Origin of the sequence: Achromobacter sp. 77, assembly GCF_020541125.1 — a bacterium.
Lineage (GTDB): Bacteria > Pseudomonadota > Gammaproteobacteria > Burkholderiales > Burkholderiaceae_B > Achromobacter > Achromobacter mucicolens.
Genome location: NZ_CP059848.1, coordinates 4194181 through 4209764, shown reverse-complemented (window position 1 = coordinate 4209764; position 15584 = coordinate 4194181). Strand labels below are relative to the sequence as shown.

Annotated in this window: 14 protein-coding genes; 5 read left to right on the top strand and 9 right to left on the bottom strand. The window is 65.8% G+C overall.

The window, feature by feature from the left end; all coding sequences use genetic code 11:
• Positions 1-62: 62 nt before the first annotated feature.
• The 3 genes from H4P35_RS19520 to H4P35_RS19510 form a co-directional block, all read right to left on the bottom strand.
• Complete coding sequence (locus H4P35_RS19520) at positions 63-1223, bottom strand: MFS transporter (RefSeq protein WP_056322813.1); 1161 nt, start codon at positions 1221-1223, stop codon at positions 63-65.
• A gap of 97 nt (positions 1224-1320) precedes the next feature.
• Entirely contained in the window at positions 1321-1833 is a 513-nt protein-coding gene (locus tag H4P35_RS19515) for a MarR family winged helix-turn-helix transcriptional regulator (protein WP_056322814.1), read from the bottom strand.
• A gap of 181 nt (positions 1834-2014) precedes the next feature.
• Positions 2015-2473, bottom strand: a complete 459-nt coding sequence (locus H4P35_RS19510; protein ID WP_056322817.1) for an HU family DNA-binding protein — start codon at positions 2471-2473, stop codon at positions 2015-2017.
• 419 nt (positions 2474-2892) lie between these two features.
• Between H4P35_RS19510 and H4P35_RS19505 the strand changes: the two genes are divergently transcribed.
• The 3 genes from H4P35_RS19505 (at position 2893) to H4P35_RS19495 (ending at position 6491) form a co-directional block, all read left to right on the top strand.
• Positions 2893-4053 (top strand): D-alanyl-D-alanine carboxypeptidase family protein, encoded by a 1161-nt coding sequence (locus H4P35_RS19505; RefSeq protein WP_226846618.1) that lies wholly within the window; start codon positions 2893-2895, stop codon positions 4051-4053.
• A 24-nt stretch (positions 4054-4077) separates the two neighbouring features.
• Positions 4078-4626: a hemerythrin domain-containing protein gene (locus H4P35_RS19500; protein WP_226846617.1), complete on the top strand. Its 549-nt coding sequence runs from the start codon at positions 4078-4080 to the stop codon at positions 4624-4626.
• Between the two features lie 95 nt (positions 4627-4721).
• On the top strand, positions 4722-6491 hold the full coding sequence (locus H4P35_RS19495; protein WP_226846616.1) for a SulP family inorganic anion transporter: 1770 nt from the start codon (positions 4722-4724) through the stop codon (positions 6489-6491).
• A gap of 13 nt (positions 6492-6504) precedes the next feature.
• On the opposite strand, the gene H4P35_RS19490 is transcribed toward H4P35_RS19495, so the two are convergent.
• The 6 genes from H4P35_RS19490 to H4P35_RS19465 all read right to left on the bottom strand — a co-directional run bounded on the left by H4P35_RS19490 (position 6505) and on the right by H4P35_RS19465 (position 12453).
• A complete protein-coding gene (locus H4P35_RS19490) occupies positions 6505-7272 on the bottom strand; it encodes an ABC transporter ATP-binding protein (protein ID WP_226846615.1) in 768 nt (255 codons plus the stop codon).
• Positions 7269-9146, bottom strand: coding sequence for an ABC transporter permease (locus H4P35_RS19485; RefSeq protein ID WP_226846614.1), 1878 nt, complete (start codon positions 9144-9146; stop codon positions 7269-7271). The genes H4P35_RS19490 and H4P35_RS19485 overlap by 4 nt, the downstream gene beginning before the upstream one ends.
• Entirely contained in the window at positions 9146-10375 is a 1230-nt protein-coding gene (locus tag H4P35_RS19480) for an ABC transporter substrate-binding protein (RefSeq protein ID WP_226846613.1), read from the bottom strand. Before H4P35_RS19480 ends, H4P35_RS19485 begins: the two co-directional genes overlap by 1 nt.
• A 188-nt stretch (positions 10376-10563) precedes the next feature.
• Positions 10564-10731 (bottom strand): 50S ribosomal protein L33, encoded by a 168-nt coding sequence (rpmG, locus tag H4P35_RS19475; protein WP_003810296.1) that lies wholly within the window; start codon positions 10729-10731, stop codon positions 10564-10566.
• Positions 10732-10768: 37 nt separating this feature from the next.
• Positions 10769-11005, bottom strand: coding sequence for a 50S ribosomal protein L28 (gene rpmB, locus H4P35_RS19470; protein WP_050447723.1), 237 nt, complete (start codon positions 11003-11005; stop codon positions 10769-10771).
• Between the two features lie 299 nt (positions 11006-11304).
• Positions 11305-12453, bottom strand: a complete 1149-nt coding sequence (locus H4P35_RS19465) for a Bcr/CflA family multidrug efflux MFS transporter (RefSeq protein WP_062842265.1) — start codon at positions 12451-12453, stop codon at positions 11305-11307.
• 208 nt (positions 12454-12661) lie between these two features.
• Here H4P35_RS19465 and H4P35_RS19460 point away from each other — a divergent pair, with 208 nt between their 5' ends.
• Both H4P35_RS19460 and H4P35_RS19455 read left to right on the top strand, forming a co-directional pair.
• On the top strand, positions 12662-13930 hold the full coding sequence (locus tag H4P35_RS19460; protein ID WP_226846612.1) for a class I SAM-dependent methyltransferase: 1269 nt from the start codon (positions 12662-12664) through the stop codon (positions 13928-13930).
• Positions 13931-14429: 499 nt separating this feature from the next.
• Positions 14430-15431 carry an ABC transporter substrate-binding protein gene (locus H4P35_RS19455; protein ID WP_226846611.1) on the top strand — a complete coding sequence of 334 codons (1002 nt, stop codon included), beginning with the start codon at positions 14430-14432 and terminating at the stop codon, positions 15429-15431.
• Positions 15432-15584: the final 153 nt, after the last annotated feature.

Genomic DNA, 15584 nt, shown 5'->3' with positions numbered 1-15584 from the left:
GGGTGAGCCGCCCCATCGCGCCGGGGCGCGGTGGCGGTCAAAACCCCTGATTATAGGAGGTGCTAGGGGCGGGCAGGGGGCGAGGGCATTTCCGGGATGCGCGCACTGGGCGCAAGGGCGCCATAAGCCAGCGTGAGGGCCGCCAGGAGGGCGCCCGCCGTGACCACCGCCGGCCAGCCGAAATGGGCGTACAGCCAGGACGATACCAGCGAACCCGAGGCGCCGCCGATGAAGTAGCAGGTGACGTATCCGGCGGTCAGGCGGCTGCGCGCTTCGGGCCGCAGCCGGTAGATGGAACTGGTGTTGGTGACGTGAACGCCCTGGATCGCCAGATCCTGAACCAGGATGCCCGCCAGCAGCGCAACGACCGACACCTGGCCGAACGCCATCAGTCCCCAGGAACCCAGAAGCAGCAGCAGGCCCACGCGGGTGGCGAGGTTGCCCAGTCCGCGGTCGGCAAGGCGGCCGAAGCGGTTGGCGGCGTAGGCCCCGGCGGCGCCGGCCAGGCCGAAAAGGCCAATGGTGGTGTTGCTGTATTCATAAGGCGGGCCGGCCAAGAGGAAGGTCAGCGGGGTCCACAGCATGCTGAAGGCGGCAAACAGCAGTCCGCCAATCAGGGAGCGGGCGCGGAACAGGGGTTCCTCGACGAACATGCGCAGGATCGACCCCAGCAGACGCGGATAGCTCATTGCCGTGGGGCTTTGGTAGCGGGGCAGCACGCGCCACAGGACGGCGGACATGCACAGCATCAGGATGGCGGCCACCCAGTACACCGTGCGCCAGCTGCCCACGTCGGCCAGCGCGCCGGCCGCGGTGCGGGCCAGCAGGATGCCCAGGAGCAGCCCGCTCATGACGGTCCCGACGGCCTTGCCCCGCTCGTGGGGCGCGGCCAGCGTGGCGGCGAAGGGCACGAGGATCTGGGCGACGACGGACAGCATGCCGGTCAGGGCGGTGCCCAGGATCAGCACCGCGATGTTGCTGGCAAAGGCCGAGATCAGCAAGCCGCCCGCGGCCAGCAGGTTCATCAGCACGATAAGCGCGCGGCGCTCGAACATGTCGCCCAGCGGCACCAGCAGCATCAGGCCCACTGCGTAGCTGAGCTGCGCCGTTGTGACGATGGTGCCGGCGGCGGCGTTCGAAATCGAGAACTGCTGACCGATCGTGTGCAGCAGGGGTTGCGCGTAGTAGTTGCTGGCGACTGCCAGGCCGGTCGCCACGGACATCAGGAGGATGATGGGCGCGGTGAGCGTGGGCGTGGATTGCGTAGGAGAAGTCACTGATCTGAGGCTGAAAGGGTGATGACGGTGGGCGGCAGGCAGCTCAGGCGTCGACGCTGCCAGGCGTTTCCTGGTCCTGCTTGATCAGCAGCTTTTTCAGAAGGCCCGCCAATTGGCGGCGTTCCGCGGCGGACAGCGGTTCCAGCAGGTCGTTCAGGTCGCTCAGATAGTCCTTGAGCAGGATCTTGATCGTGCGCAGCCCATCGGCGGTGAGCGACACGATGACGCCCCGCCGGTCGTCGGGATTGGGACTGCGCACGAGCAGCCCGGCCTCTTCCAGCCGGTCCAGGCGGTTGGTCATGGCGCCGGACGTCAGCAAAAGGGCTTGCACGAGTTTTTGCGGATTCATCGCATACGGCGCGCCGGTTCGGTAGAGCGTGGCGAGCACGTCGAATTCGCCCTGATGCAGGTTGTACTGGCGAAAGGTGCGATTGACGTTGCGGGCGGCGAATGCGTTCAGGCGGAAGAGGCGGGCGACCACCGACATGGCGGCGAAGTCCTGCGCAGGGCATTCCTGCGTCCATTGCGAGATCACGAGATCGACAAGGTCATTCATGGCGGCGGGCTGGTGTGTCAATGTGAAGTATCTTCACGTAAAGACAAAATTCTAGCAGCGGCTTGCCGCCGATGCAAAGCGCGCGCCACCTGCCGAGCCAGAGACGCGCGCAAATGAAGAAGGGCCCGCCTCTTGCGAGGCGGGCCCTTCCCGGCTTGACCGGATACTGCGCGTAATGAAATTACTGCGCGGCGTCCTTCAGCTTCTTGAGCGGGCGAACCTTGACCTTGACCGAAGCCGGCTTGGCGGGGAACCAACGCTCTTCGCCCGTGAACGGATCCTTGCCGAAGCGCTTGGCCTTGGCGGGAACCTTCTGCACGGCGACCTTGAACAGGCCGGGCATCGTGAATTCGCCAGCGCCCTTCTTGTCCACGGAGCCCAGCACCGAGGTTTCCAGGCTGGCCAGGACGGCCTTGACCGACTTGGCTTCGACGCCGGATTGCTCAACGATGTAGGCGATGAGCTGGGTCTTGTTCATCGCGGCCTTGATGGCCTTGGGGGCGGCAGCGACCTTCTTGGCGGCGACGGCCTTCTTGGCAGCCGGCTTCACGGCGGGCTTGGCGGCAGTTGCCTTCTTTGCGGGCGCCTTGACGGCGGTCTTGGTGACTTTCTTGGCAGGAGCTTTAGCTTTCGTGGCCATGGTCAAAATCCGTATGTTGAGGACATGGAGCAGCGCGTGCCGGATATCGGCATTTGACGCTACGCGCCCGATGATAGCGGAAGAGTGGCGGTAAAAGCGGCTTTGCAGCGGGTTTTAAGCCACTGTTTGTTGTTTCCACGCAGAAAAGTGCCTTCTGCAAGGGGTTTCGCAAGAAGTCGTGACGTTCGCTGACGTTCTGACGGTTCGCGTTTGCGGGGCGCGCGCGTGGATCCATCCAGGGCGTCACGTGCGCGCGCAGGGACCATTGCCGCGCATGCGGATGAACCTATCTTGTGGCGCATGTTCCAATTGCGGGCGGCGCGCGCGGCGGGCATGGGCGGAACGTCCCGTGATTCGGACTTGTCCCAAGCGCGTTGCGCGCGCCCGAAGAAAACAGAACATGGAAGTGAAGCAGCTATATGTTGATGAAGAAGTTGGCGGCGAGCCTGCTCGTTGCGACCGCCTGTATATCCAGCGCCATGGCGCAATCGATGCCGGCGCCGGCGCTTTCGGCCAAGGCGTGGCTGCTGCTGGATGAGACCAGCGGCCAGGTCATCGCATCGCACGCGGCCACCACCCGCATCGAGCCGGCGTCCCTGACCAAGATCATGACGGCTTACGTTGTGTTCGATGCGATGACGAAGAAGGAGCTGACCGCCAACCAGCTGGTCACCATCTCGACGCGGGCCTGGAAGGTGCCGGCAGGCAGCTCCAAGATGTTCCTGGAGCCCAACTCCAAGGTGTCGGTGGACGACCTGCTGCGCGGCCTGATGATCCAGTCGGGCAATGACGCGGCGGTTGCGTTGGCCGAGGCGGTGTCTGGCAGCGTCGAAGCCTTTGTCGCGCGGATGAACGACACCGCCGCCCGGCTGGGCTTGCACGCCACGCACTTTGCCAGCCCGCACGGGCTGCCGGATCCGAACACGTATTCCACCGCCAGCGACCTGTCGATCCTGGCCACGCGGTTCATCCGTGACTTTCCGCAGCTCTACAAGACCTACGATTCGGCCAGGCAGTTCACGTTCAACAAGATCACTCAGCCCAACCGGAACCGGCTGCTTTGGCTGGATCCCAGTGTGGACGGGCTGAAGACGGGCCATACGGCTTCGGCCGGCTATTGCATCATCGCGACGGCGCAGCGGCCCAACGGCAAGGATCAGCGGCGGTTGATCACGGTGGTGGTGGGCACGGCGTCGGACAAGCTGCGCACGCAGGAAAGCCGCGAGTTGCTGGAATGGGGCTTCCAGGGGTTCAATACCATCAAGCTGTATGCGCGCGGACAGGCCGTGGCCACGCCCGAGGTCTGGAAGGGCGAGACCGACAGCCTGAAGGTGGGATTCTCGCGCGACGCCTACGTGACGGTGCCCGCCGGCGCGAAGGTCGAATCGGCCTGGGCGCCGCAGGCGCCGTTGATCGCGCCCATTGCCGCGCAGTCGACGGTGGGCGAACTGAAGGTGACGGTGGACGGCAAGCCCGCCATGCACTTTCCGGTGGTGGCGCTGGAGCCCGTGGCCGAGGCGGGCATCGCCGGGCGCACGTGGGATTCCATCCGTTTGTGGTGGCGCGGCACTGCGGGTTAACGCAACACGATTCGGAGGCAGGCGATGGCAGTGAGTTTTCCAGGCGGTCCGGCTGCGGCGCCGGGCCCAGACGATCCGCTGGCGCTGCTGTCGGCCTGTCATGGGCGCATCGCACGCCAATGCGCGACGCTGGCGCGGCTGGCGGCGCACCTGCCATCGCACGGCAGCGACACGGCGGCGCAAACCGCCGCCACCAGCGTCCGCCGGTATTTCGACACCGCGGCCGCGCATCATCATGAAGACGAAGAGGAAGACCTCTTTCCAGCCTTGATCGACTCGATGGCGGGGTCGGACGCGGTGTGCCTGCACGCGCTGGTGGACGGCCTGATGGCCGATCATCGCCGCTTGGCGGGCCTGTGGGAACCCTTGCGCCAGACGCTGTCCGAGATCGCGGCGGGGCGGCCGGCGCAATTGCCGCCGGAGCAGGTCCAGGCCTTCACCGAGGCCTACGAAGCGCACATCCGGCGCGAAGAGGACGAGTTGCTGCCGATGGCGGCGCGGCTGATACCGGACGACGCGCTGGCTGCGATCGGTCAGGCCATGAAAGCGCGGCGCGGCGGCGAGGCCGGCTGAAAAGGCGCGTTGCGCGGGCGGGGGCGAGCGTTTACCCTTGCCGGACAGGCGGTAACGCCGATGCCAGGGAACAAGACAGGATGATGCTGGGGGGAATGAACGTCGCGCGCCGGCTGTTCGGTTCGTGGGTCGAGGACGTCAACCGGGTGACGCTGCGCGCCGACCTGGCGGCGGGGTTGTTGGGCGCGTTGCTGGTGCTGCCGCAGGGCGTCGCGTTCGCGACGCTGGCGGGCCTGCCTCCTGAATACGGCCTGTATTCGGCCATCGTGCCCTGTATCGTGGCGGCGTTGTTCGGCTCCAGCCGCCATGTGATGTCCGGACCGACCAACGCCAATTCGCTGGCGCTGTTCGCGGTGCTGGCGCCGCTGGCAGCCGCGGGCACCCCCGCCTACATTCAGCTTGCCCTTGCCGTGACCGTGCTGGTCGGGATCATGCAGTGGCTGGTGGGCACCTTGCGGCTGGGATCGCTGGCGCACTTCATTTCGCCATCGGCGCTGTTTGGTTTTACCAGCGGCGCGGCCGTGCTGATCGCGGTGCATGCGCTCAAGGACGCGCTGGGTTTGCCCTCGACAGAGGCGCATGGTGCGGGCGCGGTGCTGGAAAGCATCGCCACGCATATCGGCCAGGCGCATCCAGGCGCCTTGCTGGTGACGCTGGTCACCCTGGGCACCGCGCTGCTGGCGCGCAGGCTGGACAAGCGCAAGCCATACATGCTGCTGGGCCTGGCGGCGGGGACATTCGCGGCGTGGGCCTTCAATTCCGTGGTCACGCCGCAGGCAGGCGCGCCGGTGCCCGTGCTGGGGGCAATCGCCCAACCGTGGCCGCCTTTTCATGTGCCCAGCGTCGACTGGCGCGCACTGCCCGATCTCCTGAGCCTGGCATTCGCGCTGACCATCGTCGCATTGGCGCAATCCATCTCGATTGCCAAGGCGGTTGCGACGCGATCGGGGCAGCGCATCGACGCGAACCGGGAGTTCGTGGGGCAGGGCTTGTCCAACATCGTGGGCGGCTTTTTTTCGTGCTACCTGTCCTGCGGCTCGCTCAATCGTTCCATTCCAAACTTCGAGGCGGGCGCAAAAACGCCGCTGGCGTCGGTGTTTTCCGCGCTGCTGCTGATGCTGCTGGTGGCGGTGTCGGCGCCGCTTCTGGCGTTGATCCCGCATGCCGCGATCTCGGGGCTGCTGCTGCTGGTGGCCTGGACGCTGCTGGACATTCCGCGCTGGCGTCACCTGTTGCGCACGCAACGCGGCGAATGCGCCATCGCCGCGGCCACGCTGGCCGCCACGATCGCCATCCGCATGGAGGTCGCGATCCTGCTGGGCACGGTGCTGTCGCTCATGGTGTACCTGCACCGCACGTCGCGGCCGGCGATGCGCACGATGGGCTTCGATTCGCGCGGGCCGGATCGCCGCTTCGTCGTCCTTGAGCACCACCCGGACGCCTTGCCGGAATGCCCGCAGCTCAAGCTGCTGCGCATGGAGGGGTCAGTCTATTTCGGGGCGGCCGCGCACGTGGCGCAGCGGCTGCATGACCTGCGTTCGGCGCCGGGCGCGCCGCGCCATCTGCTGGTGATGGCCAAGAGCATGAACTTCATCGACCTGGCTGGCGCGCAGGTCTGGGACGACGAGTTGGCGGCGCGGCGCGCGATGGGCGGCGATCTGTATTTCCATCGGCCGCGGCCCGAGGTGATGGACATGTGGCGCCGCACCGGATTTCTGGCCCGGCTGGGCGAGGACCACATCTTTCCGGACAAGGCGACGGCGTTGCACGAGATCTACGCCAAGCTGGACCGGAACATCTGCGCAGGGTGCACGGCCCGGATTTTCTGGGAATGCCAGCCGGAGCGCCCGCAGCGCGACGGTTGAGGCGCTTGGCGGGTCAGGCTTTCTGCGGCGTCTCGGTGCCCAGATAAGCGGCCTTGACCCGTTCGTCGGCCGCGATGGCGGCTGGCGCGCCTTCGGCCAGCAGGCCGCCCCGCACCAGCACCGCGATGCGATCCGCGTGCTTGAACACGACGTCCAGACTGTGTTCCGTGAAAAGCACCGCAATGCGCTGCGTGTCCGCCAACTGGCGGGTCAGGCGCATCAGCGCGTGGCGTTCGTTGGTGGCCATACCGGCGGTGGGCTCGTCCATCAAGAGCAGACGCGGCTGGTGCGCCAGTGCCATCGCAAGCTCCACCCGCTTGACGTCGCCATAGGCCAGCGTGCCGCACGCCTCGTTGGCCTTGTCCGCCATCTGCACTTGCGACAGCAGGGTCTTCGCTTCTTCAACCGCATGGCGGCCGGCGCGCCGCCATGGGTTGAACAGCAACCGGTCGCGCGACAGCAGGGCGGTCTGAACGTTTTCCAGCACGGTCATCGAGCGGAAGGTGGCGGCGGTCTGGAAGCTGCGGCCCACGCCCAGCCGGCAGATCTTGCCGGCGGACATGCCGACCAGTTCGCGCCCGTCCAGCCGCACCGAACCCGAGTCCGGGCGCAACTGGCCGCCCAACACATTGAAGCAGGTCGACTTGCCCGCGCCGTTCGGGCCGATCAGGGCCAGCATGTGGCCGGCTTCCAGGTCGAACGACACATCGGCCAGCGCGTCGATGCCGCCGAAGGATTTGCGCAGGTTGCGCACCTGCAGCAGGGGGGAGGCCGGGGTCATGCGGACCTCCTGCGCAGCCTGGCGGCTGCGCCCGCCAGGCCTTCGGGGAAGGCCATGACGAGCGCCAGGATCGCCAGGCCCAGCACCGCGTGCCAGTACTCGGTGCTGCGCGCCGCGGCATCCTGCAGCCAGGTGTACGATGCCGCGCCGACGAGCGGACCGGCCAGCGTCTGGATGCCGCCCAGCAGCACCATCACCAGTCCGTCGACCGAACGGCTGACGGCCAGCACGTCGGGCGCGATGCTGCCCTTGGAAAATGCGTACAGGGAGCCCGCCAGGCCCGCGGCGAACGAGGCGGCCACGAATCCGGCCCACTGAATGCGGCGCGTGTCCATGCCCAGCGCTTCGGCGCGCAAGGCCGAATCGCGCACGCCGCGCAGCGCGAAACCCAACGGCGAAAACGCCAGCCGGCGCAGCCACCAGACGCCGGCCGCGCACAGCGCCAGCGTGAGGTAGTAGAACCAGGGCCCCTGCGCCAGCCAGGCCGACGGCCACAAGCCCGTCAGGCCGTTGCTGCCGCCGGTCACGTCATCCCATTGATAGGTCAGGGCCCACAGGATCTGCGCGACCGCCAGCGTCAGCATCGCCAGATACACGCCGGACAGACGCACGCAGAACCACCCGAACACCAGGGCGCCGAACGCGGCGGCAAACGGGCCCAGCAGCAGCGCCGCCTCCATGGGGATGGCGGCCAGTTTCAGGAGCAGCGCCGCGCCGTAGGCGCCCAGTCCGAACCAGGCGGCGTGGCCGAACGAGGTCATGCCCGCCAGCCCGGTCAGAAAGTGCAGACTGGCGGCGAACAGCGCGGCGATCAGGATCTCGGTCATGAGGATGCTGAGGTAGGGCCAGTACAGCGTCGCGACGGGCACCAGCGCCAGCAGGGCCAGCAGCACGCCATAGGCCAGACGCAGGCGGGGGCCCGCCGGGGATAGGGGCCGCTCCGGCATGCCCGCGTGCGAGGAAGGGGCGGGGGGCTTGCCCATCAGGCCCCACGGCCGCACGACCAGCACCACGGCCATCACGGCGAATTCGGCCAGCAGCGTGAGCTTGGACAGGTTGAATACCCACGGGCCGATGGCGACCTGGCCCAGGAAGACGAACAGCGCCTTGACCGAGCAGATCAGCACGGCCGCCAGGAACGCGCCAGGCACCGATCCCAAGCCGCCCACGACCACCACGACAAAGGCGCTGGCGATGATTTCAAGGTCCAGGCCGAGGGTGGCGGGCACGCGCGGCGCGGCCAGCGCGCCGCCCAGCCCGGCGAGGAACGCGCCCAGCGTGAAGGCGGACGTGAACAGCCAGGCCTGATTCACGCCCAGCGCCGCCAGCATGGTGCGGTTTTCAGCGGCGGCGCGCAGCAGCCGGCCCCAGCGGGTGCGCATGAGCAGCAGCCACAAGAGGCCCAGCACGATGGGGCCGGCGGCAATCAGCAGAAGGTCGTATTCAGGGTAACGGCGGCCCAGGATCTGCACGGCGCCCGACAGGCCGGGCGCGCGGGCCGAGAACAGGTCTTCGGGGCCCCAGATGGCCAGGGCCGCGTCGCCGATGATGAGGACGAGGGCGAAGGTCGCCAGCAGCTGGAAGAGCTCGGGGGCGCGGTAAAGGCGCTTGAGCACCAGCAGTTCGGCCGCCGCGCCGATCAGGCCGGTCGCCAGCGCCGCCAGCAGCAGGCCGAACCAGTAGCCCGCGCCGCTGCCGAAATGGCTGGTGAAGGTCCAGGCCAGGTAGATGCCCAGCATGTAGAACGAGCCGTGCGCGAAGTTGACCACGCGGGTCACGCCAAAGATCAGCGACAGGCCCGCGGCGACCAGGAACAGCGCGCTGGCGTCGGCCAGGCCATTGAGCAGCTGCAGCAGCAGCCCGGACACATTCATCAGTGTGCCGGCCGCATCTTGCGCACCTGTTCGTCGGGCGGCTGCAGCCGCGCGCCGTCGATGTAGGCAAAGTCCTTCATGATGCCCTTGCCGTCCTCGACCGCGGTCACGCCCACATAGACGCCCATCGTGGATTGATGGTCGATCTTGCGGTACTGGATCGGGCCGTAGGGCGTGTCCACCTTCAGGCCGGCAAAGGCGTCGACGAGCTTTTCCGTGTCCACGGAACCGGCGGCCTTCAGGCCCTGCGCGATCGACATCAACGATGCATAGCCGACCACCGACCCGACCTTGGGCGTTTCGTTGAAGCGCTTCTTGTAGGCCTCGACAAAGGTCTTGTTGGCCGGCGTGTCGATGGCGTACCAGGGATAGCCGGTGACGATCCAGCCGGTGGGGGCGTCGGCGCCCAGCGGCTCCAGATATTCGGGTTCGCCGGACAGCAGCGAGACGACCGGCATGTTTTCAAAGAGGCCGCGCGTGTTGCCTTCGCGCACGAAGCGCGTCAGGTCGGCGGCGAACAGCACGTTGAAAATGGCGTCGGGCTTGGCGTCGGCCAACGCCTGCACCACCGCGCCGGCATCCACCTTGCCCAGCGGCACGGCCTGTTCCGCGACGAATTCCACGTCGGACTGGAACGACTGCATCATGGCCTTGAACGTGGCCACGGCGGACTGCCCGTATTCGTAATTGGGGTAGACGATGGCCCAGCGCTTCTTGCGCAGGGCCAGCGCCTTGGGCGCCACCGCCGCCACGTGCATCCACGTGGACGGACGCAGGCGGTAGGTGTAGCGGTTGCCTTCCTGCCAGGTGATCTTGTCGGTCAGCGGTTCGGCGGCCAGGAAGAACACCTCTTGCTGCTTGGCGAAATCGGTCAGTGCCAGGCCGGTGTTGGAAAGGAACCCGCCGAACAGCAGCTCGACTTTTTCGCGCGCCAGCAGTTCCTGTGCGGCACGGACCGAGTCACCCGGATTGCCGTTGTCGTCGCGCGAGATGACTTCGAGTTTTCGGCCCAGGACGCCACCCGCGGCGTTGACCTCTTCAAGCGCCAACTGCCAACCCTTTTTGTACGGGCCCAGGAAGGCGGGAATGGCCTTGTAGCTGTTGATCTCGCCGATGCGGATGGGCGGCTCCTTGTCTTTGGCGGCGGCGGGGGCGGCCGGAGCCAGGGCCAGGGCCAGGATCGCGGGCGCAAGCGCGCGGCGCAGCAAAGTGAGGCAGGGACGGATCATGGTGGAGTAATCGCAGGCTGAAGTTGAATCGGGCCTCGCGCGCGCCTGGGGCGCCGCCGGTGCGGCCTAATTGAAACATGGGCCTTTGCGCAGCGGCAAATTAATGGCAATCAAAAGCGGGCAATAAAAAGCCGGCAATAAAAAAGGCCCTGCATGACAGGGCCTTTTTTTGCGGGATACCGGCTGAATTACTTCAGCTTGGTTTCCTTGTAGTCGACGTGCTTGCGAGCGACCGGATCAAATTTCTTGATCAGCATCTTCTCGGGCATGTTGCGCTTGTTCTTGGTGGTCGTGTAGAAATGACCCGTGCCGGCGGTCGACTCGAGCTTGATCTTTTCGCGGATACCTTTGGCCATGTCGTGCTCCTAGTATGTAGATTGGCGGGGCGGCCGATTAGGCCATTTCGCCGCGGGCACGCATTTCGGCCAGCACGGCTTCGATGCCGTTCTTGTCGATCGTGCGGATGGCCTTGGCAGAAACACGCAGGCGAACCCAGCGGTTTTCGCTTTCAACCCAGAACCGGCGCGATTGCAGGTTGGGCAGGAAGCGACGCTTGGTCTTGTTGTTTGCGTGCGAAACATTGTTGCCCACCATCGGGCCTTTGCCGGTCACTTGGCATACGCGTGCCATGGATGCACCTCTTTAGTGTCGTTCTTGCCGCGCATCGCTTCGGGGGAGTAGACGGGGGTTTAGCCGCCGGGCTGTGAAGGCTGCTGTACGCTGCCTTGGCCGGCCACCCAGTCTTAGTGGATGAGGGGGAAAGTGATTTCACCCCAGTGCTTATACCCGCTGCCTGCCGCCCGCTTGCATTCACAACACGCGGTTGGGGTCAGAGTGCTGAACTACAAAGCATAGTAGTCCTGCACGGGAAACTTCATGTGAAGACCGCGATTCTAATACGAAAATCTTAAGTAAATCAAGCTGCAGGGCTAGGCGGTGTGCGAACGCGCCACACGTCCGGCCGTCCAGGACAGGCATGCGCAGGCCGCCAGCGTGGTGGTCAGCGGCAGGGCGGTGTCGGATTGCCAGGCGCTGACGGCGAAACCCGCGAGGGCGCCGCACGACAACTGAAGTGTCCCCAATAGCGCGGACGCCGCGCCCAGCCGCTTGCCCTGGTCCGCCAGCGCAAGCGCCGCCGAGTTGGGGTTCACGAAGCCCTGGCTGCCCATGTAGCAGATCAGGCACAACATCAGCAGCGGCAGCGTCAGTAGTCCGGCCAGCGTCAGCGCGACGGCGGCGAGGCTGGCGCAGGCCAGCGTGACCAGCGCGCGGCTTTGCAGCTGGCGCGGGGTGTAGGTGCGCAGCAGCCGCGCGCTGATCTGCGAGCAGATGATGAGCGACAGCGCATTGGTGCCGAACAGCAGGCCGTAGTATTGCGGCGGCACGCCGTAGAGTTCGATGAAGACGCGGGGCGAGCCGATGATGTAGGCGAACATGCCGGCCTGGCCAAAACCGCCCGCCAGGCTGTGCGACATGAAGCCGCGGTGCGCGAACAGGCCGCGATAGTTCTGCAGGATGGTGCTCCAGCGCAGCGGCACCACGCGCTCGGGCGTGAGCGATTCCTTCATGATGAGGATGACCGCCGTCATCAGCATCGCGCCGCCCGCGAGCATCACCCAGAAGAGGCTGCGCCACGAGGTGATGGCCAGCAACTGGCCCCCGATCAGCGGCGCGAGGATCGGCGCCAGACCCATGATGAGCATCAGCAGCGACATGGCGCGCGCCGCCTCGTGGGTCTCGTAGTGGTCGCGGATGACTGCGCGCGGAATCACGATGCCGGCCGCGCCACCCATTGCCTGCACGACGCGCCAGCCGGTCAGGGCTTCGACCGATCCCGACAGCGCGCACCCCAGCGAGGCGATCATGAACAGGGTCAGGCCCACCAGCAGCGGCGGCTTGCGGCCGTAGCGGTCGGCCATCGGGCCGTAGAACACCTGCGCCATCGCCAGGCCGATCAGGTACGCCGCCAGCGTGCGCTCGACATCGCCGCGGGAGACGCCGAGATTGGCCGCGATCGTGGGGAACGCGGGCAGGTACATATCGATGGCGAACGGGCCGATGGCCGTCAGCGCGCCCATGAGGATGAGCCAACCGGGCAGGCTGCTGCGGGATGTCTGTGATGGGGGCATGTAGATCGCGATGAAGCGCAGGGACAGGGCGCGTGGCGGTGCAGGGGCTGTACTGGCCGCGCCAAGCCGGGGACTTTATCATGGGCGGGCTTACAGGAAAATTGCGGGTGCTTTCCGAAAGCGTCCCTGGCGCCGCTACGCATCCGGAGGAGAAGCCGTGAATCCTTTGCTATCTGTCGTGGAACGCAAACTTCAGGCCCTGCCTGTCCCTGTGCAGCTCGTGCTGCCCGACGGCGCCGTGCTCGGCGCGCCGGCCCCCCGCGTGCGGTTCGTGACGCACGACAAGAGCGCGCTGGCCCATCTTGCCGAAGGGGCCGTCGGCGTGCTGGGCCAGGATTACGTCGAAGGCCGCATCGATATCGAAGGGCGCATGCGCGACGTCATGGCGGCCGCGGCAAAGCTGCTGCCCGGTTCGCCCATGGACGCCGCGCGGGGCGGATGGCTGACCGAGCTGGTGCGCAAAGTGATGTCGGTATGGCGGCATTCGGTCGAGCGCGACGCCAAACAGATTCAGTTCCACTACGACCTGTCCGACGACTTCTACGCGCTGTGGCTGGATCCGCGCCGCGTCTATTCGTGCGCCTACTACCGCGAAACCGGCATGACGCTGGCGCAGGCGCAGGAGGCCAAGCTCGATCACATTTGCCGCAAGCTGCGTCTGTCGGCCGGCGAGCGGTTCCTGGACGTGGGCGCGGGGTGGGGCGGCCTGCTGCTGTGGGCCGCCGAAAATTATGGCGTCGACGCCACCGGCATCACGCTGTCACGCAACCAGCATGCGCACGTCAGCCGGCTGATCGAAGAGAAGGGGCTGTCCGGGCGGGTCCGCATGATGCTGCTGGATTACCGCCAACTGGACGAATCGCAGCCCTACGACAAGATCGCATCGGTCGGCATGTTCGAGCACGTGGGGCGCACGCAGCTGGAAAGCTACTTCGCCAAGCTGCGGCGCCTGCTCAGGCCGGGCGGGCTGATCATGAATCACGGCATCACGGCGGCCGGCGTGTACAACGCCGAGCTGGGCAACGGGATGGGCGAGTTCATCGAGAAGTACATCTTCCCGGGCGGGGAGCTGACGCACGTCAGCGTGGTGATGCAGGCGCTGGCCAATGGCGGACTGGAAGACCTGGACGTGGAGAACCTGCGGCCGCACTATGCGCGCACGCTCTGGGCCTGGAGCGATGGACTGGAGGCGCGCTTGCCCGAAGCGGCCCGCATTCTGGGTGGGGACCAGGGCGAGCGGTCGCTGCGCGCTTACCGGCTGTATCTGGCCGGGTGCGCCATGGCCTTCGAGCATGGGTGGATCGCACTGCATCAGATTCTTGTCCAGCATCCGGCGTCGGGCCGCGCGGACGAACTGGATGGGCCTGCGGATCTGTCTTATCCGTGGCGGCGGGACTATATGTATGGATCGCGGTCCGGAGAGTGAGGGGCCACCGGTGTCAATTGGAACCCTCTTAATTGAATGAATGTTCGCGATTTCTGGAACCAATTGCCGTGTTGCAGTGCACTCTGGAACGCGCTGAACGTATTAATAGGCACATAATATTAACTAAATGTATCTGTCTTTTCGGGTTTGATCTCCCTAGGAGAAATCCGCCGTCTCCCCCTGATCTACTGGGGTTTTCCCGGAGCAATTTGGCCGCGAATGTATCTGTTTCATTCACCCCTGGGGTTGGGCGGCGCAGCAATTTCGTTTAAGATGCTGCCTTCTTCGTTCAGTTTGTTCTCTTTCTGTGAGTATTCAAAAACCCGTTTTTGAAGCTCCCTGTCTTGCAAGACGCCGCATCCCTCGCGGGCAGTCTTGTTGCTAGTGTCGGTTTGTATTGGCGGTTCAGCCCGTCTTCCGCACAACCCCCTTAGCTCCACGGTGCCGCCCCAGGCTTTCATCCTGGCGTGAGTGCCTGAACCTATGGAGGCAAAAGCCAATGCGTTTTACCCCTGTCAAGTCCCTGGCCGCCGCGGCCGTTTTGTTTGCGTTTGCTGGTTCGGCTCAAGCCGCCGACGCCCCGCAATGTGAACTCAAGCGTCCGGTCACGTTCGGCGCCATGAACTGGGAATCCAACCTGGTCCTGGTCGACGTCGAACGATTCATCATGGAAAAGGGCTACGGTTGCAAGACCGAAACCTTGCCCACCGAGACCTTGCCCGCCCTGGCCGCGCTTGAACGCGGCGATCTGGACATCAACACCGAAATCTGGCTGAACAGCGTGGCCGATCCCTGGGCCCGCGCCGAGAAGACCGGCAAGGTCAAGCGCATTGGCGACCTGTACATGGGCGCCGAAGGCTGGTACATCCCCAAGTACACGGCCGAGCGTCTGCCCGAGCTGAAGTCGGCGGCGGACCTGCCCAAGTTCAAGGATGAATTCAAGGATCCGGAAGAACCCGGCAAGGGCCGTTTCTATGGCTGCCCGGCCGGCTGGGGTTGCGAAGTCACCAGCAACAACCTGTTCCACGCCTTGAAGCTGGACGACACCTACACGCTGTACTCGCCCGGCACGGGCGCGGCGCAGAAGGCGGCCCTGATGTCGGCCTACAAGCGCAAGCAGAACGTGGTCTTCTATTACTGGTCGCCCACGCCGCTGGTCGGCGCCATGGATCTGGTCAAGCTGGACCTGCCGGCCTACGATGCTGAAAAGCACAAGTGCCTGACGTCGCCCAAGTGCGCCAAGCCCGAGCCCAGCGCCTACCCCGACAACCCCGTCTTTACCGCGGTGAACACCAAGTTCTCCGAAGATGCGCCCAAGCTGACCGAATTCCTGTCCAAGGTCTCGGTGCCGCTGCCGGTCATCAATGAAACCCTGGCCCACATGGAAGAGTCCGGCGATGAGTCCAACGCCGTGGCCAAGTGGTTCCTGAAGAACAAACCCGACGTCTGGACCAAGTGGGTCCCCGCCGACGTCGCCGGGCGCGTCCAAGGCGCGCTGTAAAGCACTGTGATCCTGGCTGCGCGCCGCGGTGGCGCGTACCGGTCCGTCAAGGGGCCGGAACTCTTTGCCGGGATGGCCGCCGGCCGGGCGCATGCGTCCGGCCCGGCAAGCGTGCTTGTGCCGCCACCCGCGGTGGCAGTGATTCCGGTGCCG